Below are 20,602 nucleotides of genomic sequence, written 5' to 3'. Positions count from 1 at the left end.
CGCCGCCTTTCCGATCCGTCCGTCAGAATGCCGGGCCGCCCCCAGGGTTCGCCCGCCGGTGTCGGCGGATATCTGCCCATCGCGCCACTCCCGCACCCCTCCCGCGGCCGCCGCGCCCACCCCCTCCGCGCCCCGCGTTGAACCGTCCAGCTGATCATCGGTGCAACACGAACGTCTCCGCTGATTAACGGTCACGGTATTGCCACCGTGGGTGACATGCTTCTACGGTCTCCTTCTCGACCGTGATCTACGGGTGTAGACCGGTTGTGGCGTGGCGTCAGCGGAGCAGACCTGCCGAGGGGATGGTGCGCGTCGAGCTCCGCCTTCCCGTGCCGCCGATGTCGCTGGTGTGGAAGGGAGCAGGATTGTGAGCCGTACGGTCGTTCAGGGCGGACTGGTGATCACCGCCGCCGATGAGGTCCACGCCGATGTCCTGGTGGAGGACGGCCGGGTCGCCGCCCTCGCGGCGCACGGCAGCCCCAGCGCGGACGGCTGGGCCGGGGCGGCGGACCGTGTCATCGACGCCACCGGCAAATACGTCATCCCGGGGGGCGTCGACGCCCACACCCACCTGGACTTCCCCTTCGGCGGGGCCTTCTCCTCCGACAACTTCGAGACCGGTACCCGCGCCGCGGCCTGGGGCGGCACCACCACCCTCATCGACTTCGCGGTCCAGTCCCGTGGCAAGTCGCTGCGCGCCGGCCTGGACGCCTGGCACGCCAAGTCCGATGCCCAGTGCGCCATCGACTACGCGTTCCACATGATCCTCTCGGACGTCAACGAGCACACCCTCAAGGAGATGGACCTCCTGGTGGCGGAGGGCGTCACCTCCTTCAAGCTGTTCACCGCCTACCCCGGCGTCTTCTACAGCGACGACGGACAGATCCTGCGTGCCATGCAGCAGTCCGCCGACAACGGCGGGCTGATCATGATGCACGCCGAGAACGGCATCGCCATCGACGTCCTCGTCGAACAGGCGCTGGCCGCGGGCCGGACCGATCCGCGCTACCACGGCGAGGTCCGCCGGGTCCTCCTGGAGGCCGAGGCCACCCACCGCACCATCCAGCTGGCGCGGGTGGCCGGCGCCCCGCTCTATGTCGTCCATGTCTCCGCCGAGGAAGCCCTCGCCGAGATCGCCCAGGCCCGCGACAAGGGCCTGAACGTCTTCGGCGAGACCTGTCCGCAGTACCTGTTCCTGTCCACCGACAACCTCGCCGAGCCGGACTTCGAGGGCGCCAAGTACGTGTGCTCCACGCCGCTGCGGCCGCGTGAGCACCAGGCGGCGCTGTGGCGCGGGCTGCGCACCAACGACCTCCAGGTGGTCTCGACCGACCACTGCCCGTTCTGCTTCCAGGGGCAGAAGGAGCTCGGCCGCGGCGACTTCTCCAAGATCCCGAACGGGATGCCGGGCGTGGAGAACCGGATGGACCTCCTCCACCAAGGGGTCGTGGAGGGCCGTATCAGCCGCCGCCGCTGGATCGAGATCGCCTGCGCGACCCCGGCCCGGATGTTCGGCCTCTACCCGAAGAAGGGCACCCTCGCCCCCGGCTCCGACGCCGACCTCGTCATCTACGACCCCACCGTCGAGCAGACCGTCTCCGCCGAGACCCACCACATGAACGTCGACTACTCGCCGTACGAGGGCAAACAGCTCACCGGACAGGTCGAAACCGTCCTCTCCCGCGGTGAACTCGTCCTCGACCGGCGGGAGTTCACCGGACGCGCGGGACACGGGCAGTACATCCCGCGCGGCACCTGCCAGTACCTCATCTAAGGAGCGCCGCTGTGGACTTCGGAGTTGTCCTGCAGGCCGACCCGCCCGCTTCCGCCGTTGTGTCCCTGATGCGCCGCGCCGAGCGCAACGGGTTCCGCTACGGCTGGACCTTCGACTCGACCGTGCTGTGGCAGGAACCGTTCGTCATCTACAGCCGCGTTCTGGAACACACCGAGCGTCTGATCGTCGGCCCGATGGTCACCAACCCCTCCACCCGCACCCCGGAGGTCACCGCCTCCACCTTCGCCACCCTCAACGAGATGTACGGCAACCGCACCGTCTGCGGCATCGGGCGCGGCGACTCCGCGATGCGGGTGGCCGGGCGCCCGCCCAACACCCTTGCCCGGCTGGGCCAGGCGATCGGAGTCATCCGTGATCTGGCCGAGGGGCGGGAGGCGTACGTCGGCGAACACCGGATCAAGATCCCCTGGATCAAGGACGGCAAGCTGCCGGTCTGGATGGCCGCCTATGGCCCCAAGGCCCTTGCCATGGCGGGCCAGTTGGCCGACGGATTCATCCTCCAGCTCGCCGACCCCTTCCTCACCGAGTGGATGATCAAGGCCGTACGGCAGGCCGCGGTGGACGCCGGCCGCGATCCCGCCGAGGTGACGATCTGTGTCGCCGCCCCCGCCTACGTGGGCGAGGACCTCGCACACGCCCGTGAGCAGTGCCGCTGGTTCGGGGGCATGGTCGGCAACCACGTCGCCGACCTCGTCGCACACTACGGCGAGCACTCCGGCATGGTGCCGGACGAGCTGACCGCGTACATCGAGTCCCGGGAGGGCTACGACTACGCCCACCACGGCCGGTCGGGCAACCCGGACGCCGGCTTCGTGTCGGACACCGTCATCGACCGTTTCTGTCTGCTCGGCCCGGCCGCCGCGCACATCGAAAAGCTGCGGCAGCTCCAGGCGCTGGGCGTGGACCAGTTCGCGCTCTACGCCATGCACGACGCCAAGGAATCCACCATCGACGCCTACGGAGCAGAGGTCCTTCCCGCGTTCGCCGACTGAACGGGGCCCGGTGCGCGGCGCGTTGATGCCTTGCGCGCGTCGCGCCCGGGCCGCCCGCCGGGCGCGGCGACCGAGCCCTCCGCCGCGCCGGCCGGCGACCGGCGGCCCGCACCCGGACGAAAGGTCCCCGCATGTCCGCGCCCTCCTCACCCGTGCCGCCGGAACTCCCCATAACACCAGCGGGCCAGATCACTGCCCCGGACGGCCGCGTCGAACCGGCGCCGGGCGCCATCGCCCCGCACGGCCGGTACGTCAATGCCGATCTGCGCCCCGTGCCGCTGGCCGAACGCCGCTGGACCACCTACAACTTCGCGGCCCTGTGGGTCGGCATGGCCCACAACATCCCCTCCTGGACCCTCGCCTCCGGCCTGGTCGCGCTCGGCATGGACTGGAAGCAGGCGGTCCTGACCATCGCGCTGGCGAACCTCGTCGTCCTGGTCCCGATGCTGCTCACCGGGCATGCCGGCCCCAAGTACGGCATCCCCTTCCCGGTGCTCGCACGGGCGTCGTTCGGGCTGCGCGGCGCCAACCTGCCCGCGCTGGTGCGCGCCGCCGTGGCCTGCTGCTGGTTCGGCATCCAGACCTGGATCGGCGGCCAGGGCATCTACATCCTGCTGGGCAAGGTCTTCGGCGGCGGCTGGGCCGGGGTCACGGAAATCGCCGGCTACCCCTGGACCCTCTGGCTGTGCTTCCTGGTCTTCTGGGTCGTCGAACTCGCCATCATCTACCGGGGCATGGAGACCCTCCGCCGCTTCGAGAACTGGGCCGCGCCCTTCGTCATCGTCGGCGCGCTGGCGCTGCTCGGCTGGATGGCGGCCAAGGCGGGCGGATTCGGCCCGCTGCTGGACCAGCCGAGCACACTGGGCTGGGGCGAGGACTTCTGGCCCGTCTTCTTCCCGTCCCTCATGGGCATGATCGGTTTCTGGGCCACCCTCTCCCTCAACATCCCCGACTTCACCCGCTTCGGGGCCGGTCAGCGGGCCCAGGTCTGGGGACAGTCCCTGGGACTGCCGACCACGATGACCGCGTTCGCCCTGCTCTCCGTACTGGTCACCTCGGGCTCGCAGGCGGTGTACGGGGCGCCGATCTGGGACCCGGTCGCGCTGGCCGGCAAGGCCGACAATGTCTTCGGCCTGCTCTTCGCGCTGGTCACCGTCCTGATCGCGACCATCTCCGTCAATATCGCGGCCAATGTCGTCTCGCCCGCCTACGACCTGGCCCATCTGGCGCCGAAATTCATCAACTTCCGTACGGGCGCGCTGATCACCGGCGTGATCGGCGTGATCATCCTGCCGTGGAAGCTCACCGCCACCCCCGAGCTGTACATCTTCACCTGGCTCGGAGTGGTCGGCGGACTGCTCGGCACCGTGGCCGGCATCCTCATCGCCGACTACTGGATCATCCGCCGCACCGTCCTCGACCTCGCCGATCTCTACCGCCCCGGCGGCCACTACTGGTACACGGCCGGCTGGAACTGGCGAGCCGTCCTCGCCTTCGTCATCGGCGGACTCCTGGCGGTCGGCGGCTCCTACTCGCACCCCGGCAAGGGCCCCTTCCCCACCGACGGTCTCCTCCCCTTCCTCAAACCGCTGGCCGACTACGGCTGGGCGGTGGGGCTCGCCACGGCGCTGGCGCTCTATACGGTGCTGATGATGCCGGGCATGAGGAGCCGTAAAGGCCCTGGGCGTATTGATCACGAGCGTTGTTAACAGCCGGTGAGCTGTGGCCGGGGCCGCAGCCGCCGACCCCGGACGGTGGCCCTGGCGCCGCCATCAACCTCGCCCGCCTCGATGCCTGGCTCAGCGGCGGGCCCCTGGCCCGCACGCGCACCTCACCCTTCGCAGTACTCCGCCCCGCTGGTGAGATCCAGCGGGGCGGATTTACCCACAGTGTCTGGACTTCCGGAGGGAGCCGACTGCGTTTCGGCGCACGAACCTACGCGGGGAATTCCCCTGTCTGCACGCCGGTGACGAAGGCTGACCACGCGGTCGGCTCGAACATCAGGGCCGGGCCGTTCGGGTCTTTGCTGTCCCGGACGGGAACGGTGCCGTGGGCGCTGACGTGCGCCGGGGACCACTCCAGGCAGTCGCCACCGTCTTGGCTGCTGTAGCTGGACTTGACCCAGAGGTGAGTCAGGGGGGTCACGATGCCTCCATAAGCTTGCGGATCAGGCTGGCGGATGCGTCACGCGAAAGAGCTGAAGCGGTGAGGACATCGTAAGACCGTGCGAGGAGCCGCACCGTGGAGGGATCTTCGATGATCGTTCCTGATCTGATGCCCTCCGTGTAGATCACGGGCGGGTCGTCCGCGGTGGTCAGAATGGACATGGATCCGTCCATGAGCCCGTGAGTCTCCGCACTTAAAGGCATTACCTGTAGCACGGTGGTTCGCCTGGAACCGTGGGTGAGCAACGCGGAGAGCTGTTCCCGCATCACGTCGGGGCCCCCGACGTTCCGCCGAAGCACGGACTCACAGATGACCACGGAGAAGTCCGGCGGGGAATTGCCCTTCAGTACTTCCTGTCGCGCCATTCGCGCCCGGACCAGCGTGGCCACTTCGTCGTCACTGGCCCGCGGGTCACCCTCACGGAGAAGGGCCCGCGCGTACGGCGCTGTCTGAAGGAGTCCAGGCACCACCGTGGGCGACCACGCCGAAATGCTGACCGCCTTTGGCTCCAGCTCAATCCGTCGGCGGGAGTGCACCGGGAAAGTCTGGGCGGTGATCTCCTCATGGAGCCGCTTGAACAGTCCGTCTGTTGAGAAAACCTGGTCCAACCGGGCAGGGAGCCCTGGCGGGATGAGGCCCACGCACGTCTCCAACCGGCTGATCGTGCTCTTTGATGTGCTGGCCAGCTTGGCCAGTTGAGTCTGGTTCAGGGGTCCTTGTGGGTGCAGCTCTCTGGCGCTCCGGCACTCCTCCGCGAACTGCCGGCGCGGGTCGTATGCGCCCTCTGCGCCCCCTGTTTCGTCTCCGATAGCGTCCATAACTCCCCCTGACCATTGACCTGGTCACTGACGGTCGTAGCGGCGTTTAGGCCGGTCAGCGGCGTACGCATATGCCAGCCTGACCAACGCCCAGGTTGGGCGCTGAATCCCTCCTCACAGTACTGATTCCTGCCCCATTCTTGTCACCAACCAGCCACACACAGTGAGGGGTTCGGATGGCTGAGCAATGCGCATCAACGTCCACCGGCGGAGAGGTCCTGGGTGTCGCCGTAGCTGGAGCGCCAGCGGGACGGGTGTTGGTCGGCTCGAAGCTGGAGCCCGTTCCTGTTCCGGGGTGCGACGTGTGCGAATCCTGCGACAAGGAGCGGGAGGTGGCCCGCCTGGCGGGCCGTTCACTGGAGGTCCGGAGCCTCAACGGGGTGATCGCGGGCCATCCCCACGGAAGGGAGGTACGGGCGTGATCAAGGTAGAGGCACCACGCGCGTTCTACACATCGCCCCAACAGATCAGGATCGGAAGCGTCGTCTTCGACCGGGACGCCGACATGGTGGCCGTGGTGCGTGACGTGAAGGGCCTGATGGTCGACCTGGAACGGCCCACGGGCCTTGCCTGGGGCGTGGCATACGGCCGTCTGCGACCGGGGTCGGAGCGCGAAGGGCGACAGCTCCGGGCCCTGGCGAAGCTCCAGCGGGTCCGGCGACGGGGCATGCCGTGAACTGCACCAAGTGTGTAGAGCTGCAACGTGATTTGGAGGCGGCCGAACGGGCCGGTGACCGGACGAAGGCGGTGGACTGCCGAGTGCTGCTCCGGCGTCACCCGCAGCACGACGGGGTGGCCGTGGAGATCGGTGCGCTACCGCGGACGAGGGGCGACGAGAAACGAGCCGGCCGCTTGGTGCCCGCAAGCCACGGGGCGACATGAAGAAGACCAGAGTCGTGGCCAAGGACGACCGTGACGCGGGCAAACAACGCGCAGAAAGGGACGCCCTGTTGGCCAGGATGCGGGAGCGCATCCACGGCAAGCCGGATGCAGGCCGAACCATCACCAGGAAATCAACAGGAGGAAACGTGATCACGATCCTTGCGAACAACGGTGGCGACAAGCTCCCGGGTGAGCCGTGGCCGGGCCCGCAGCCGTCCCCGACCCCGGACGGTGGCCCCGGCGTCCCCAACCCGCCCAAGGTTGCGTGAGCAGTGACCACCGACGCACACAAGGAGCGCCCCAGCCTGGACGGGTTGGGGCGTGCCCTCATGTCTTCCGGGGCCCTCTCCTCCGACTGGGCCCCCTCGTACGCGGCCGTTCCCCGCTCCACCGTGTTGCCGGACCTCATGTGGCCGTTCGACATGGCGGTCGGACGGAGCGTGGCCGTTTCCAGGGCGGACGACCCCGCCAAGTGGCAGGAGTATGCGGACTCCGACGTACCGATCGTCACCCAGTGGGACGACGGGAAGCACACCGGCACCGAACCGGGCCACGTCCCCACCAGCTCAGCGTCCATGCCCTCCGTGGTGTTCCGGATGCTCCAGGACCTGGACCTCCAGCCGGGCCACAAGGCACTGGAGATCGGCACCGCCACCACCTGGAATGCCTTGCTCATGGCCCACCGTGCGGGGCCGGCGTGCGTGACCACGGTGGAGGTGGACCGGGCGGTGGCCACGACCGCCATGGCGACGGTGGAGCGGCTGGGAATCCCCCTTCACGTTGTCCACGGCGACGGGTTCCAGGGCTACTTGGAAGGGGCGCCGTATGACCGGGTGATCGCTACGTGTGGTCTCCGGTCCATCCCGTTCGCGTGGGTGGAGCAGTGCCGGCCCGGCGGGGGCATCGTGGTTCCGTGGGGGACGAACTACAGCCACGCCGACGCCGTGGCCCGACTGGTCGTGGCCCCGGACGGAGCGAGCGCGTCCGGGAAGTTCACCGGCCCCGTGGAGTTCATGAAGCTCCGGTCCCAGCGGTTTGCCCAGCGGGCGCATTCCGATTACGTAGAGGGGAGCGTGGCGGACGGCGACGAGTCATCCACGACGATCACGGAAGCGGAGTTCGTCGGGGACCAGTTCGGCCCGGAGCGGTTCGCCATGGGGCTCCGCGTCCCCCAGTGTTCGTACGTCGTGGCGAACAAGAGCGACGGCGCACGGCCGGTCTGGTTCTACAGCCTGAGTGACAACTCATGGGCGTGTGTGCAGTTCCGCGACGGGAAGCCGGCCCGTGTGTGGCAACAAGGCCCCCGCCGGCTCTGGGATCACGTGGAGAACGCGTTCCGCTGGTGGGTCCACCGCGGAAAGCCGGACCACACCCGGTTCGGCCTGACCGTGACCGCCGAGGGCGAAAGGGTGTGGCTGGACGATCCGGCCGACTCCTGGGCTCTTTGAGACTGCCCCGTCCGTGTGCTGCCCGCGTGGTGCATGGGCGGGGCCCTTTCCCCTGTCCGGCTGTGTCCGCCTTGATGCGGCCGGGCAGCGGGCGGACGGCCGCGGACACGACGAGGGACCCGCCCTCCACGAAGGAAGGTGGGCCTTGACAGGTCCGGGCGTATCCCGGCTACCCGGGAGTGCACCGATGCCCCTGCCACCTGCTCATCGGACAAGTGGGCAAGTTTGGGCAAGTTCCTTTTGCCCGTGGGCCGTCCATAGCAAGCTCTGTCACAGAGATCGTCATCTCCGACCGAGGAGGACATCATGACTCTGCACAAACTCGGCAAGGACCCCGAGAGCCCCAGCGGGGGGTCTCCCACGATCTACCTGGATGACGCAAAAGATACGTACCTGGTCCAAGGGCTGAAGGTCGAGGACGCAGACCGCCTGACTCAACTGGACCTTCCCACTCATGAGACGGTGGTCGAGATCCCCCGACGCATGGTGCAGTTCTTTTTGGAGGTGAAGGGTGACGCAGGCCCCGACGTTTGATTCCCTGTTCCGCAACTGCCAACGCTCGGCAGTCCACTTGGAGATGCGGGACGGGTACATGAGGTCCGATCCCGCCTTCATCGACTGGGCCGCGGGGAAGGCCATCGACCCCGCAGAACGTTGGCGAGGCTGGCTCGACATCGTGAAGGAGGCGACAGGACGAGGAGTATCGGTCCGTCGCGCACGCATCGTCTCGGAGCCCGTCTCCGACTACATCCGCTTCGAGCACTCGGTCACCGACGGGCTCAACATCAACGCGGGAGAAGAAGTCGGCTGGCTGCCACGCCAGCAGGCGACGGAACTGGCTCTGCCGGGCAATGACTTCTGGGTCTTCGACGACAAGGCGGTGCTGGTCAACCACTTCGATGGTGATGGCGACTCGCTGGAGCACGAGTACACCGAGGACCCCCAGTTGGCATCCTTCCTCTCCTCAGCGTTCGAGAAGGTCTGGGACAAGGCTGTCCCCCACGCGCAGTACCGGTTGGTGTGACGACGGGACAGCCTGAAGCACAGTGGCCACTCCACCTTCCTCCTCCGCAGTAAGAGAGGCACGAGAATCCTTCGGCCGGCGCCTGCGCGAGATCCGGAAAGACTCCGGACTCACCGCGCGGGCGCTGTCCGCGCTCGCAGGCTGGCACGAATCCAAGTGCTCGAAGATCGAAAGCGGGACCAGGCCACCGTCATTCGATGACATTCGTGCCTACGCTGAACACTGCGGAGTTCCGCACCTCGCCAACGACCTGATCGACACCGCACGCGGCATCGATGGCATGTACGTCGAGTGGTGCCAACTGGAACGGTCAGGACTGCGCCGAGCCCAAGAGTCGGTGCTCCCTGTCTGGGAGCGCACGCTCCGCTACCGCATCTACTCCTCGTGGCTCATCCCAGGCCCGGTGCAGACCGAGGCATATATTCGAGCCCTCCTGACCTCGATCCGCGACCGGCGCCAACTCATCGATGACGTTGAGGAGGCAGTGCGCGTTCGCCTCGACAAGCAGCACATCGTGCACGAGGGCAATCACCGATTCTCGATCATCTTGGAAGAGTCTGCCCTCCGGTACCGGATCGGCGGAGTCGAGACGATGGCCGGCCAACTGGGGCACCTGCTCACTGTCTCAACGCTGCCGTCCGTAAGCCTCGGCGTCATTCCCTTGACAGCTGATCGCTCAGGGCTGTGGCCCGTGGAAGGCTTTTTCCTCTTCGATGACGCACAAGCGAACGTCGAGCTGATCTCAGCTCATCTGACCATCGTGCAGCGACATGAAATCGGCCTGTACGCGGATACGTTCACCACCCTTGCTGAGCAAGCCGTATATGGGGCAGGGGCGCGCAGCCTCATCACGCAAGCGATTGACGCTCTCGGGTGATCGTGGGCAAGTTCGGGCACACTCGTTGAGCCCGTCTTGCCCGCAGCCGTTGACTGAACCGAGACAACGTGCGAGGCGAACGGCGGAGGGCCATGAGCACCCCGATTCGGGTACACCCAACAACTCGTGGAACTGCCCCTGGACGGCTGGCTGCTGGAAGGGCTAGGAGCCCCCGGTTACAAACAGTGCGCTGCCTCGGACGAAATGCGTATTCGGGCGCTCAAGCGGAAGGACTGGCCGGTCGCACGCGCCGTCGCCCGGGACATCCGAAGCCATGTCGCGCATGGGCAAAGGGCGCCAATGACTCCCACCCCGGCCGCAGAAACCTGGACAGTCGAGCAGCCGGGGCGGAGAGCAAGTGATCCACGGCCGACCCCCTGAGCGTCGCAGGTCGGCCCCTCCCGGAGAAGGGAAGGAACACCATGACAGTCGTTTTGGAGCAACCGGTCAAGGCCCGGCAAGGCCGCGACCTCGTTACACCGGAGCTGTTTGAGCGCCTGGTGGACTTCTGCGCCGACGAGTACGGCCTCGAACGCTCCGTCGCAGAGCGCGTTCAGAGCGAGGCCATCGCGATGTGCCACGTCATGGGCATTACCCAGGCCGGTGACGACATGGCCCCGAGCAAGCAGGTGGATTCCGGCTGGCACACCTTCATGCTCCACACCGAGGAGTACGCCAGCTGGTGTCAGCAGAACTTCGGCTACTTCCTGCACCACAGGCCCAACAGCAAGATTCGGACGGAGGGCTTGATGGCCGATGTGGTCGGACGCATCAAAGCGCAGGGGTTCGAGGTGGATGAGCGGCTGTGGGGCACCACGGCCGACTGCAATCCTCCCGCCTGCTGTGGTGACGGCCCCTGCTGCTAGGTAGTTCACGCCGGCGCCCGGGCTCTCAGCCCGGGCGCCAGTCATTTCCCTGGAGAGGAAATTTCATGCCGGCATCCCATCAGGGCACTGGCAGAGTGACGGCGTTCTCGATGTTCGGGCCGGTTTTCGGCTATGCGTCCACACTCGTTGATGGCCGTCAGACTGCATATGTCGGCCCGCTTACGCCGGGCGTGCGGTGGCCGAAACTGTGGAAAATGGCGACTCGATGCTGTCGCGCGACAGCGCAGGATCGCGAAAAGGCGCAATGGATCATCACGCAAGCATCTCGCGCCTTCATCATGCAAGCCGACCTCGTTGTGAAGCTGCCCCATGCCGCTTGGCACATGGAACCCGGAGAACGCCGAATTGATGTTGTCGATTGGTCAAACCATCACGCACTCGTCGTGGGGAACATGGTCGTACACGCCCTCACGCCAGAGCAGGTGGCAATGAAGCACACCTATTACCCCCAATACTTCGAATGCTGCTGATGAGCAGTGGTCGGTGCTGGAGTCGTTGCTGCCTGCGGTGGGCATAAGTCGCAGGTGGCCTGGCTGTCGGCGGCTGGTAGACGGTGTGCGGTGGTGGGTTCGGACCGGAGTTCCGTGGCGGGACCTGCCGTTTGAGTACGGACCGTGGCAGACGGTGTATGGACTGTTCCGGAGATGGCAGCGTCGGGGTGTGTGGGCCCGGCTGCTCACGTTGTTGCAGGCGAGGGCTGATGCGGCCGGGCTGATCTTCTGGGAGGTCAATGTCGACTCCACCATCTGCCGGGCACACCGGCATGCTGCCGGTGCCCGCCAACGCGGTGCTGTGCAGAAGGAACCGCCGGGCGGAGTGAGCGCCGAATCTGAAGACCATGGACTGGGCAGGTCGCGAGGCGGGTTCACCACGAAGATTCATCTGGCGTGTGAGCAGGGACAGAAGCCGTTGTCGCTGCTGATCACCGCTGGCAGCGCGGTGGCAGTCCGCAGTTCGAGCCGGTCCTGAACGCGATCGGGGTGCCAGGCCCGGCACGCGGTCGAATGCGGGATCAGCCGTCTCAAGCAGCACCGGGCCGTGGCGACCCGGTTCGACAAACTTGCGGTTCGGTTCGAGGCGACGGTTCAGGTCGCGGCGATTCATCAGTGGCTGTGAACCCTCAGTCTGCCGTCGTGCGGATGCCCCGGCAGGAAAGGACGGGCCTGCGGTCATTACGGAGGAAGGGCGCATTTCCTGGCATTGGCGCGGGGCGGTGTGTATCGGGTTGCACCTTCCGTAGCGGCATGTGGTCCGGTGGACTTACGTCCCGATCCCTTGAGGAAAGGTCCCTGCTCATGCATTCGTCCTTCATGCCACCCCGCCAGGTCAAGATCGGTGACGCGGCGGCCTTCGCCGGCAGCACGCCACGGGCGATTCGCCATTACCACGAGATCGGCCTGCTCCCCGAGCCTGAGAGGGGCGGCGATGACCGCCGCCGCTACGGGTACGAGGACATGATCCGCCTGCTGTGGATTCGCAAGATGGCCGACGCCGGGATCGCCCTGGACGACATCCGTGACGCCTTTACCACCGGCACGGCTTCCGTCGGTGCGGACAGCGGAGACGGTATCGCGGGCATTCTGGAGCGGTTGGAGGAAACCCTCACCGAGCAGGAGGCGGAATTGCGGCGGCAACGGACCGCCGTGCAGCGGATGCGCACCGAAGGAAGCCGGATGGGTCTGCTCTCCGACTTCGTCACCGAACGCCTCAAGAGCCTGCCCGAGGGCTCTCTGCGTCAGGCGGACCTGGACAGTCTGCTGGTCACCGAGCGGATCTTCGGCCCGCTCGGCGCGGCCGTCCAGGCCACCCGCTTCGTCGTCCTGGCCACGCATCCCACTCTGCGGGAGGACTCCGACCGCATCGATGACGCCGAGGAGGCACTCGATGACAGCGTCGCCGTCGATGATCCACGGGTGGCTCAAGTGGCCGTCGAGCGGCACGCCTTCGAAAGCGCCCTGCAGGCCGTCATCGAGGAGTCCGGCCTGGGGAAGGACGACGATGCCCTCTTCGACGCCTGGGACACTTTGCACCCTGCTACCGCCGATGACGGCGAGGACGAGGCCGACCTCAGCTCTGGCAGGCGGGAGGCTGACTCCATGAGCGTGTTCGAAGCCATCGGCAAGATGCCCTACGACTTCTCCCCAGCCCGCCTGCGCTGTATGGAACTGACCGAAGAACTATCCGCCCAAGACTCACCCGCTACCTAAAACACGGCCTAGGGCACCCGGCCGAGCCACTCGCGCGAGCTGAATTTGCCCGCCGCCAGCTCCTGCGCACGTGCCAGCTCCGCGTCCGAGGCCATGCCGTCCGAACCGCCGTAGCGTGCCCGGAACGACGCGATCATGCGCTCGATGACCTCGGCGCGGGGCAGCCCGGTTTGCCGCCGCAGTGGATCCACCCGCTTCCGGGCGCTGGTGATGCCCTTGTCCGACAGCTTTTCCTTGCCGATCCGCAGCACCTCGGTCATCTTGCCGGCGTCGATGTCGTACGACATGGTCACGTGGTGCAGTACCGCCCCGGCGCCCGAGGCGAACCGCTTCTGCGCCGCTCCCGCGATCTTCCCGGCTTCCGTTGCGATGTCGTTCAGCGGCTTGTACCAGGCCTTGATGCCCATATCGCCCAGCGCCGCCAGTACCCAGTCGTCCAGATACGCATAGCTCTCCGCGAAGGACAGGCCCTGCACCAGGGACTGCGGCACACTCAGCGAGTACGTGATGGTGTTGCCCGGCTCCACGAACATCGCGCCACCGCCGCTGATCCGCCGGACGACGGTGACACCGTGCCGCTCGGCGCCCCGCTCGTCGACCTCGTTGCGCAGCGACTGGAAGCTGCCGATGATCACCGCGGGCCGGTCCCACTCCCAGACCCGGAGCGTCGGGGGCCGCCGCCCCGCCGCGACCTCGCTCGTCAGCACCTCGTCCAACGCCATGTGCAGCGCCGGGGGTTGCGGGCCCGCATGGATGATCTGCCAGTCGAAGTCGGTCCACTCGGCGGCATCCGCGACCGCCCGCCGCACCGCGATGCCCACCGCCTCGCTGCTGAACCCGAACAGGGCGGCACCGGCGGGCAGCGCCGCATCGATCCGCGCCGCCAGGTCCCGGGCCGCGGTGTCCGCCGGAGCACCCTCCAACGCGCCGTTGATGGCCTCCAGCGCCTCGTCCGGTTCCAGGAAGAAGTCCCCGGCGACCCGGACCCCGCGCAGCACTCCGCCCACCACCGCGAGATCGACCACCACGAGCTTGCCACCCGGCACCTTGTACTCACCGTGATGCCTGCCCTGCATGTCGCCTCCCCCTCCCACGGAACCGCTGAGCTCTCTCACGGGCGCGCCGCCAGCCCCTCCAGCAGCCGGGGCAGCGCACTGCCGATCGGCTCGCGGATCACCTCGGCGGCGAGCTCGTCGTACGGCGTCGGCGCGGCGTTGACGATGATCAGCCGTGCGCCGTGTTCGGCGGCCACCCCCGCGAGCGAGGCGGCCGGCTGCACCTGCAGTGTCGTACCGACCGCGAGGAAGATCTCCGCCGCCTTCGCCACGCCCAGTGCCGTACCGAGCACCTGCGGGTCCAGCCGCTCACCGAACATCACCGTCGCCGACTTCAGAATCCCGCCGCACACCAGACACGCCGGATCCGGCTCGCCCGCGGCCACCCGCGCCAGCGCCTCCTCCATCGAGGACCGGGCATGACACCGGGTGCAGATCACCTTGCGTACCGTGCCGTGCAGTTCGAGCACCTTGCGTTCGGGCATCCCGGCGCGCTGATGCAGTCCGTCGACGTTCTGCGTGATCACCCGCACCGGTGTCCCGGACCGCTCCAGCCTGGCCACCGCCTCGTGCGCGGCATTCGGCCGCGCCCGGAACGCCGGGCTCTCCTGCCGCATCCGCCACGACCGCCGCCGGATCTCCGGATCGCCCATGTACGTGTCGTACGTGACCAGCTTCTCCGCCTCCGGGTCCCGCCGCCACAGTCCGTTCGGCCCGCGGTAGTCGGGGATCCCGGAGTCGGTGGAGACACCCGCTCCGGTGAGGATCGCGACGAGCGGGCGGCGGGGCGGCTGGTCGGGGGAGGGGGCGGTACCGGTCATGGTGCGAGCGTACGCAGTCCCTGTGCGGTGCGTCGTGTCAGTTTTCGGTGTCCGGGTGCCAGCCGGGGGCGTGCCGGCGGGCGAGTGCGTCCCAGGCGGGGGAGCCGCCGGGGAGGGGCCAGCCGCGGGTGAGATGACCGCCGGAGTGGGCCTCGTGCAGCAGCTGCGCCAGCCGCCGCCCCTCGTTGGCGATCTTGTACGGCGCGAGGGGATCACCGGCGTCCCGCTGCCGCTGGAGAGACGCGATGCGTTCCTCGTAGGCCCGGAGATCCGGCTGGGCCAGGAGGGCGTGCAACTCGGGCAGTCCCGCGCGGTTCAGCCGCAGCACGGGCGGGCGGCCGCCCTCGGCGAGCGCGGCCGCGAGCCGGTCGTGGCCGTCCAGCACCACACTGGTGTCGAGCGCGCTGATCCCCCACAGCACCACCGGTGGCAGCACCCCCTCGCGGTACTGGCGCCGGCAGGCCTTCACCCGTGGGGCATCCGGGGCGGACAGCGGACGCAACGGCAGGAGGTCCCGGCTGTCGTGCGCGGGGCTTCCGCAGAACCAGGCGATATGGCCGCGGTCCGGATCGTGCTGCGCCAGCGTTTCCCAGTAGGCGTCGACCGCGTAAGGGGACATGCCCGGCCGCAGATGCCAATCCCCTTCATGCAGCGGCCCGTTGCCGCTCTCCCGCAGCGCACTCGCGAAGTGATGTGCCCACCGGGCGAACCAGGCGTCGTCGTCCGGGCAGGCCTCCCGGTAGGTACGGGCCGTCTCGGCGCGCAACGGAGGTATCGGCGAGGTGTACCGGCCGGTGCGCGCATAGTGCACCCCGTGATGGGTGACGCGCTGCCGCGCCAGCAGGACGACCTGGTCTCCCTGGAGGAGCACCAGCCGCCGCCCGTCGGCGACTTCGGCCCGGAGCGGGGGACGGGCCGGTCCGTCCACGCCCAGTGCCAGCCCTTCCCAGCGGACACCCTCGGCGGAGCGGGGGAGCGTGGTGCGCTTCATGGGTGTCGCCTCGCTTCTTCGGGGGGCAGGGGGCAGGAGGGGCTCCGGGAGTCCGGGACGCCCGGCTACCGGGACCGGGACCGGGACCGGGACCGGACATGAGCCTAAGGCCCGCGGCCGGGACGGTCGTACGTACGATCGCGAAGGGCCCGGCCGACGGGAGCGGCCGCCCCGCGCCCACCGCACCGCCTTCCCACCGCACCCGAGGAGTCACCGTGTTCACCACCCGCCCGACCCTCCAAGGCACCTTCGGTATGGCCTCCACGACGCACTGGCTGGCGTCCCAGTCCGCGATGGCCGTCCTGGAGGACGGCGGGAACGCCTATGACGCAGCGGTGGCCGCGGGGTTCGTGCTGCATGTGGTGGAGCCGCATCTGAACGGGCCGGCGGGTGAGGTGCCGATCATCCTGGCGCCCGCGGACGGGCCCGTGCGGGTGCTGTGCGGCCAGGGCCCGGCGCCGGCCGGTGCGAGCGTGGCGCACTACACCTCACTGGGGCTCGACCTGGTGCCCGGCACCGGACCGCTCGCCGCCGCGGTCCCGGGCGCCTTCGACGCCTGGATGCTGCTGCTGCGCGACCACGGCAGCAAGTCCCTCGCCGAGGTGCTGCGGTACGCCATCGGCTACGCCGAGCACGGCCATCCCGCCGTCGAACGGATCGGTGAGACCGTCGAGACGGTCCGTGCACTGTTCGAGACGGAGTGGCTCTCCTCCGCCGAGATCTACCTTCCCGACGGCCGGCCCGTCGCCCCCGGAGGGCTGCTCAGGAACCGTCCGCTGGCCGCCACCTGGCGCCGGCTGACCGCCGAGGCGGAGGCCGCCGCGACGGGCCGCGAGGCGCAGATCGAGGCCGCCCGCCGCATCTGGCGGGAGGGCTTCATCGGTGAGGCCCTCGCCGGCTTCGCGGCCCGGCCCGCCATGGACACCTCCGGTGAACGCCATGCGGGCACCCTCACCGGCGACGACCTGGCCGCCTTCTCCGCCACCTACGAGGCGCCCGTCACCCACGACTGGAACGGCTGGACCGTCGCCAAGGCCGGGGGCTGGTCCCAGGGCCCGGCCTTCCTCCAGCAACTCGCCTTGCTGCCACCGGAGTTGCCCGCGTACGGCAGCCCCGAGTACGTCCATCTGCTCATCGAGGGCTGCAAGCTGGCGATGGCCGACCGCGAGGCCTGGTACGGCGACGCCGCCGACGTACCGCTCGACACCCTGCTGAGCGACGGGTACAACGCCGACCGCCGGGCCCTGATCGGCGCGCAGGCCTCGTACGAGCTGCGCCCCGGCAGTCCGGACGGCCGCACCCCGCGGCTGAGCAAGCACGCGGCGGCGGCAGCGGCGGGCGTGGACGGCTTCGACGCGCTGGGAGTCGCCGGGAGCGGAGCGGGCGAGCCGACCGTCGCACAGGGGGTGCCGGGGACGGCCGGGCCCGGCGCGGTACCGGCGGATGTCGCCCCCGAGATCGACCGGAACGGTGCCACCCGCGGCGACACCTGCCATATCGACGTCGTCGACCGCTGGGGCAACCTGGTCTCCGCCACCCCGTCCGGTGGCTGGCTGCAGTCCAACCCCGTCGTCCCGGCGCTCGGCTTCCCGCTCGGCACCCGGCTGCAGATGGCCTGGCTGGAGGAGGGCCTGCCCAACTCGCTCACTCCGGGGCGCCGCCCCCGCACCACTCTCACCCCGTCCCTCGCACTGCGCGACGGGGTCCCGGTGATGGCCTTCGGGACGCCGGGCGGCGATCAGCAGGACCAGTGGCAGGTGCACTTCTTCCTGGCCGTGGCGCTGCGCGGGGCGGTCCGCGGCGGACTCGACCTGCAGGGCGCCGTCGACGCCCCGAACTGGCACAACGACTCCTTCCCCGGGTCCTTCTTCCCGCGCGGGATGCGGCCGGGGAGCGTGACCGTGGAGTCCCGGATCGGGCAGGGGACCATCGACGGGCTGCGCCGGCGTGGTCACCGCGTCACGGTGGGTGACGCCTGGTCCGAGGGCCGGCTGTGCGCGGTGGCGCGCGACCCGGAGTCCGGGGTGCTGTCCGCGGCGGCGAATCCGCGGGGGATGCAGGGGTACGCGGTCGGGCGCTGAGGCGCCCCGCCGGGGCCGGGGGCGGGTGCGCCGCTGGTGCGCACCGGGCGGCCCGGCGCCCGGCGGTGCCCGCCGCGGCATCCGGAATTCACCTGGAGTCCAGCCGTCGTGTCAGTGGCTCGTGTTTCGATGGACACATGATCGAAGCACTTCGTACCCAAGATTCGGGAGAGACCGCGATTACCCCGACTGCCACCACCCCGCCCGCCGCGACCCCGGCCACCGCCCCCGGCGAGCCGTCGCTCGACCTGTCCACGCTGGACCTGGCCGCCGTCGAGACCGCGATCCGCCGCGCAGCGGCCGACGAGATCGTGCCCCGCTTCCGGCAGCTCGCCGCCGAGGACATCGTCGAGAAGAACGGGCCGCACGACCTCGTCACGGTCGCCGACCGCCTCGCCGAGGAGCACCTCACCGCCTCCCTCACGGCCCTGCTGCCCGGCTCGCGGGTGGTCGGCGAGGAGGCGGTGCACGCCGACCCGCGGGTGCTCGACGCACTGCACGGTGACGACCCCGTCTGGATCGTCGACCCGGTCGACGGCACCCGCCAGTTCGTGCACGGCGACCCGGGCTTCTGCACGCTCGTGGCGCTCGCCCACCGCGGTGAGGTGCTGGCCTCCTGGACGTACGCCCCCGCACTCGGCCTGATGGCCATCGCCCGCCGCGGCGCCGGCGCCCAGCTGAACGGCGTACCGCTGCAGGCCGGCAGCCCGTCCTCCGGTGCGGTCCTCGATGTCGCCACGTCCCACTACGACTTCACCGACGACGAGCAGAAGCGGGTCCTCGCCACCCTGGAGACCGGCGGTATCGCCCCGCGCCCCTGTGGCTCGGCGGGCCTGGAGTATCTGCACATAGCCCGCGGCGAGATCGACGCCATCGCCTTCAGCTGGGAGAACGCCTGGGACCACGCGGCCGGGCTGCTGCTGGTCCATGAAGCGGGCGGCGCGAGCGGCACGGTAGCCGGCCGGCCGTTCCGTATCGAAGGCGGCAATGCGCTGCCCTTCACCGCGGCGCGGGACGCCGAAACGGCGCGGCGTATCCTCGGACTGCTGGCAGCCGCCAACTGACCCTCAAGGACGAGGGCCGGACGTGAGGGGAGTGGCGCAGGTGCCGAGGATGCTCGATGCCGTGGTGATCGGAGCGGGACCCAACGGCCTGACGGCGGCCGTCGAACTGGCCCGCCGCGGTATGTCCGTGGAAGTCTTCGAGGCCCGCGGCACCATCGGCGGCGGCGCCCGGACCGAGGAGCTGACCCTCCCCGGCTTCCGCCACGACCCCTGCTCGGCGGTGCACCCCACCGGCATCGGTTCACCCGCCTTCTCCGCCATGCCACTGGACCGCCACGGCCTCGAATGGCTGCACCCCGACCTCCCGATGGCGCATCCGTTCCCGGACGGCACGGCCGCCGTGCTCGCCCACTCCGTCGGCGAGACCGCCATGTCCCTCGGACCGCGCGACGCCGGGACCTACCGCAGGCTCATGGCGCCCTTCGTCGGCAAGTGGGACACCATGGCCCACGACTTCCTGCGCACCCAGTGGCTGGGCCTGCCGCAGGACCCGCTGACCTACGCCCGCTTCGGCCTGGTCGGGATGCAGCCGGTCAGCCTCCTCAACCGCCGTTTCCAGGACGAGAAGGCCCGCGGGCTGCTCGCCGGGCTCGGTGCCCACGCCAATGCCCCGCTCAGCGGCTTCGGGACCTCCGGTATGGCCCTGATGTTCGCGCTCGCCGCGCACCACAAGGGCTGGCCGGTGCCGCGCGGCGGCTCCCAGGCCATCTCCGACGCCCTCGCCGGGCTGCTGCGCGCCCATGGCGGAGTGGTGCACACCGACTTCGAGGTCAAGCGGCTGGACGATCTGCCGCCGGCCCGCGCGTATGTCTTCGACACCTCACCGACCGCGCTCGCCCGGATCGCCGGACTGGGCAATGCCTACCGCGACGTGAAGTACGGCCCCAGCGTCTTCAAAGTCGACTACGCGCTGTCGGCCCCGGCACCGTGGACCTCCAAGGAGGCCCGGCGCGCCGGCACCGTCCACATCGGCCCCACCAGCGGCGAGATCGGCGCCTCGCTCAACGCCGCCACCCACGGCCAGGACCCCTCCGTCCCCTTCCTGATCACCGCTCAGCCCAGCCTGATCGACCCCACCCGCGCCCCCGAGGGCAAGCACACCTTCTGGGCGTACGGCCATGTCCCCCACGGCTGGGAGGGCGACGCCACCGAGGTCGTCGAGCGGCAGATCGAGCGCTTCGCCCCCGGCTTCCGCGACCTCGTGCTGGCCCGTGCGGTAGCCGGCCCGCCGCAGATCGCCGCCCGCAACGCCAATTACGTCGGCGGCGACACCGCCACCGGTTCCGCGGCCGGCCTGCGCCTGCTCATCCGCCCCAAGCTCGCCCGGGTCCCCTACGAAACCGCGCACCCCGCCGTCTACCTCTGCTCCCAGGCCACCCCGCCCGGCCCCGGCGTCCACGGCATGTCGGGCCACTACGCCGCCAAGGCGGTCTGGCGCCGCCTGCGCGCCAACCACCGCTGACCAACGGCCCGTTCGGCGCCCCGCCGCACGGG

The 20,602-nt window shown here is 69.3% G+C and carries 20 protein-coding genes and 1 pseudogene; 16 read left to right on the top strand and 5 right to left on the bottom strand.

Features of this window, described 5'->3' with window-relative positions; all coding sequences use genetic code 11:
* Nucleotides 1–367: 367 nt before the first annotated feature.
* The 3 genes from hydA to STRNI_RS07835 all read left to right on the top strand — a co-directional run bounded on the left by hydA (nucleotide 368) and on the right by STRNI_RS07835 (nucleotide 4,496).
* Nucleotides 368–1,774 (top strand): dihydropyrimidinase, encoded by a 1,407-nt coding sequence (gene hydA, locus STRNI_RS07845; RefSeq protein ID WP_277410801.1) that lies wholly within the window; start codon nucleotides 368–370, stop codon nucleotides 1,772–1,774.
* 11 nt (nucleotides 1,775–1,785) lie between these two features.
* A complete protein-coding gene (locus STRNI_RS07840; protein ID WP_159485228.1) occupies nucleotides 1,786–2,787 on the top strand; it encodes a TIGR03842 family LLM class F420-dependent oxidoreductase in 1,002 nt (333 codons plus the stop codon).
* A 131-nt stretch (nucleotides 2,788–2,918) separates the two neighbouring features.
* Nucleotides 2,919–4,496 carry an NCS1 family nucleobase:cation symporter-1 gene (locus STRNI_RS07835; protein WP_277410800.1) on the top strand — a complete coding sequence of 526 codons (1,578 nt, stop codon included), beginning with the start codon at nucleotides 2,919–2,921 and terminating at the stop codon, nucleotides 4,494–4,496.
* A 226-nt stretch (nucleotides 4,497–4,722) separates the two neighbouring features.
* Here STRNI_RS07835 and STRNI_RS07830 read toward each other — a convergent pair whose 3' ends face one another.
* Complete coding sequence (locus STRNI_RS07830) at nucleotides 4,723–4,932, bottom strand: DUF397 domain-containing protein (protein ID WP_159485224.1); 210 nt, start codon at nucleotides 4,930–4,932, stop codon at nucleotides 4,723–4,725.
* Nucleotides 4,929–5,771: a DUF5753 domain-containing protein gene (locus STRNI_RS07825; RefSeq protein WP_159485222.1), complete on the bottom strand. Its 843-nt coding sequence runs from the start codon at nucleotides 5,769–5,771 to the stop codon at nucleotides 4,929–4,931. Before STRNI_RS07825 ends, STRNI_RS07830 begins: the two co-directional genes overlap by 4 nt.
* A gap of 418 nt (nucleotides 5,772–6,189) precedes the next feature.
* Here STRNI_RS07825 and STRNI_RS07820 point away from each other — a divergent pair, with 418 nt between their 5' ends.
* From STRNI_RS07820 to STRNI_RS07775, 10 genes and pseudogenes are all read left to right on the top strand, one after another.
* Nucleotides 6,190–6,447 (top strand): hypothetical protein, encoded by a 258-nt coding sequence (locus tag STRNI_RS07820; protein WP_277410799.1) that lies wholly within the window; start codon nucleotides 6,190–6,192, stop codon nucleotides 6,445–6,447.
* A 202-nt stretch (nucleotides 6,448–6,649) separates the two neighbouring features.
* On the top strand, nucleotides 6,650–6,922 hold the full coding sequence (locus STRNI_RS07815; RefSeq protein ID WP_266444570.1) for a hypothetical protein: 273 nt from the start codon (nucleotides 6,650–6,652) through the stop codon (nucleotides 6,920–6,922).
* Between the two features lie 3 nt (nucleotides 6,923–6,925).
* Entirely contained in the window at nucleotides 6,926–8,101 is a 1,176-nt protein-coding gene (locus STRNI_RS07810; RefSeq protein ID WP_277410798.1) for a methyltransferase domain-containing protein, read from the top strand.
* Between the two features lie 306 nt (nucleotides 8,102–8,407).
* Nucleotides 8,408–8,635 carry a hypothetical protein gene (locus STRNI_RS07805; RefSeq protein WP_159485214.1) on the top strand — a complete coding sequence of 76 codons (228 nt, stop codon included), beginning with the start codon at nucleotides 8,408–8,410 and terminating at the stop codon, nucleotides 8,633–8,635.
* Nucleotides 8,613–9,125: a DUF6879 family protein gene (locus STRNI_RS07800; protein ID WP_274739112.1), complete on the top strand. Its 513-nt coding sequence runs from the start codon at nucleotides 8,613–8,615 to the stop codon at nucleotides 9,123–9,125. The genes STRNI_RS07805 and STRNI_RS07800 overlap by 23 nt, the downstream gene beginning before the upstream one ends.
* A gap of 22 nt (nucleotides 9,126–9,147) precedes the next feature.
* A complete protein-coding gene (locus STRNI_RS07795; RefSeq protein ID WP_266444576.1) occupies nucleotides 9,148–10,002 on the top strand; it encodes a helix-turn-helix domain-containing protein in 855 nt (284 codons plus the stop codon).
* 422 nt (nucleotides 10,003–10,424) lie between these two features.
* Nucleotides 10,425–10,868: a glycine-rich domain-containing protein gene (locus STRNI_RS07790; RefSeq protein WP_277410797.1), complete on the top strand. Its 444-nt coding sequence runs from the start codon at nucleotides 10,425–10,427 to the stop codon at nucleotides 10,866–10,868.
* A gap of 65 nt (nucleotides 10,869–10,933) precedes the next feature.
* Nucleotides 10,934–11,359, top strand: a complete 426-nt coding sequence (locus tag STRNI_RS07785; RefSeq protein WP_159485208.1) for a hypothetical protein — start codon at nucleotides 10,934–10,936, stop codon at nucleotides 11,357–11,359.
* A pseudogene (locus tag STRNI_RS07780) lies at nucleotides 11,331–12,005 on the top strand (IS5 family transposase). Before STRNI_RS07785 ends, STRNI_RS07780 begins: the two are co-directional and overlap by 29 nt.
* Nucleotides 12,006–12,184: 179 nt before the next feature.
* Nucleotides 12,185–13,096, top strand: coding sequence for a MerR family transcriptional regulator (locus STRNI_RS07775; RefSeq protein ID WP_159485206.1), 912 nt, complete (start codon nucleotides 12,185–12,187; stop codon nucleotides 13,094–13,096).
* Nucleotides 13,097–13,104: 8 nt separating this feature from the next.
* On the opposite strand, the gene STRNI_RS07770 is transcribed toward STRNI_RS07775, so the two are convergent.
* Genes STRNI_RS07770 through STRNI_RS07760 form a run of 3 tightly spaced genes read right to left on the bottom strand, consistent with a single transcriptional unit; the run spans nucleotide 13,105 to nucleotide 15,963 of the window.
* A complete protein-coding gene (locus tag STRNI_RS07770) occupies nucleotides 13,105–14,172 on the bottom strand; it encodes a lipoate-protein ligase LplAB (protein WP_277410796.1) in 1,068 nt (355 codons plus the stop codon).
* Nucleotides 14,173–14,207: 35 nt separating this feature from the next.
* Nucleotides 14,208–14,972 (bottom strand): SIR2 family NAD-dependent protein deacylase, encoded by a 765-nt coding sequence (locus tag STRNI_RS07765; RefSeq protein WP_018090447.1) that lies wholly within the window; start codon nucleotides 14,970–14,972, stop codon nucleotides 14,208–14,210.
* 37 nt (nucleotides 14,973–15,009) lie between these two features.
* Nucleotides 15,010–15,963 (bottom strand): hypothetical protein, encoded by a 954-nt coding sequence (locus tag STRNI_RS07760; RefSeq protein ID WP_159485200.1) that lies wholly within the window; start codon nucleotides 15,961–15,963, stop codon nucleotides 15,010–15,012.
* Between the two features lie 215 nt (nucleotides 15,964–16,178).
* On the opposite strand from STRNI_RS07760, the gene STRNI_RS07755 reads away from it, so the two are divergent.
* From STRNI_RS07755 to STRNI_RS07745, 3 genes are all read left to right on the top strand, one after another.
* Nucleotides 16,179–18,044 carry a gamma-glutamyltransferase family protein gene (locus tag STRNI_RS07755; RefSeq protein ID WP_277410795.1) on the top strand — a complete coding sequence of 622 codons (1,866 nt, stop codon included), beginning with the start codon at nucleotides 16,179–16,181 and terminating at the stop codon, nucleotides 18,042–18,044.
* 137 nt (nucleotides 18,045–18,181) lie between these two features.
* Nucleotides 18,182–19,108 (top strand): inositol monophosphatase family protein, encoded by a 927-nt coding sequence (locus STRNI_RS07750; RefSeq protein WP_159485196.1) that lies wholly within the window; start codon nucleotides 18,182–18,184, stop codon nucleotides 19,106–19,108.
* A 40-nt stretch (nucleotides 19,109–19,148) separates the two neighbouring features.
* The gene (locus STRNI_RS07745; protein WP_274739128.1) at nucleotides 19,149–20,570 is read left to right on the top strand and encodes a phytoene desaturase family protein; all 1,422 of its coding nucleotides are present in this window, start codon (nucleotides 19,149–19,151) and stop codon (nucleotides 20,568–20,570) included.
* The last annotated feature ends 32 nt before the right edge of the window (nucleotides 20,571–20,602 follow it).

The sequence above is a fragment of the Streptomyces nigrescens genome, assembly GCF_027626975.1.
Classification (GTDB): Bacteria; Actinomycetota; Actinomycetes; order Streptomycetales; family Streptomycetaceae; genus Streptomyces; species Streptomyces nigrescens.
Note: the sequence above shows the minus strand (reverse complement) of the source record. Positions and strands in the feature narration are given on the sequence as shown.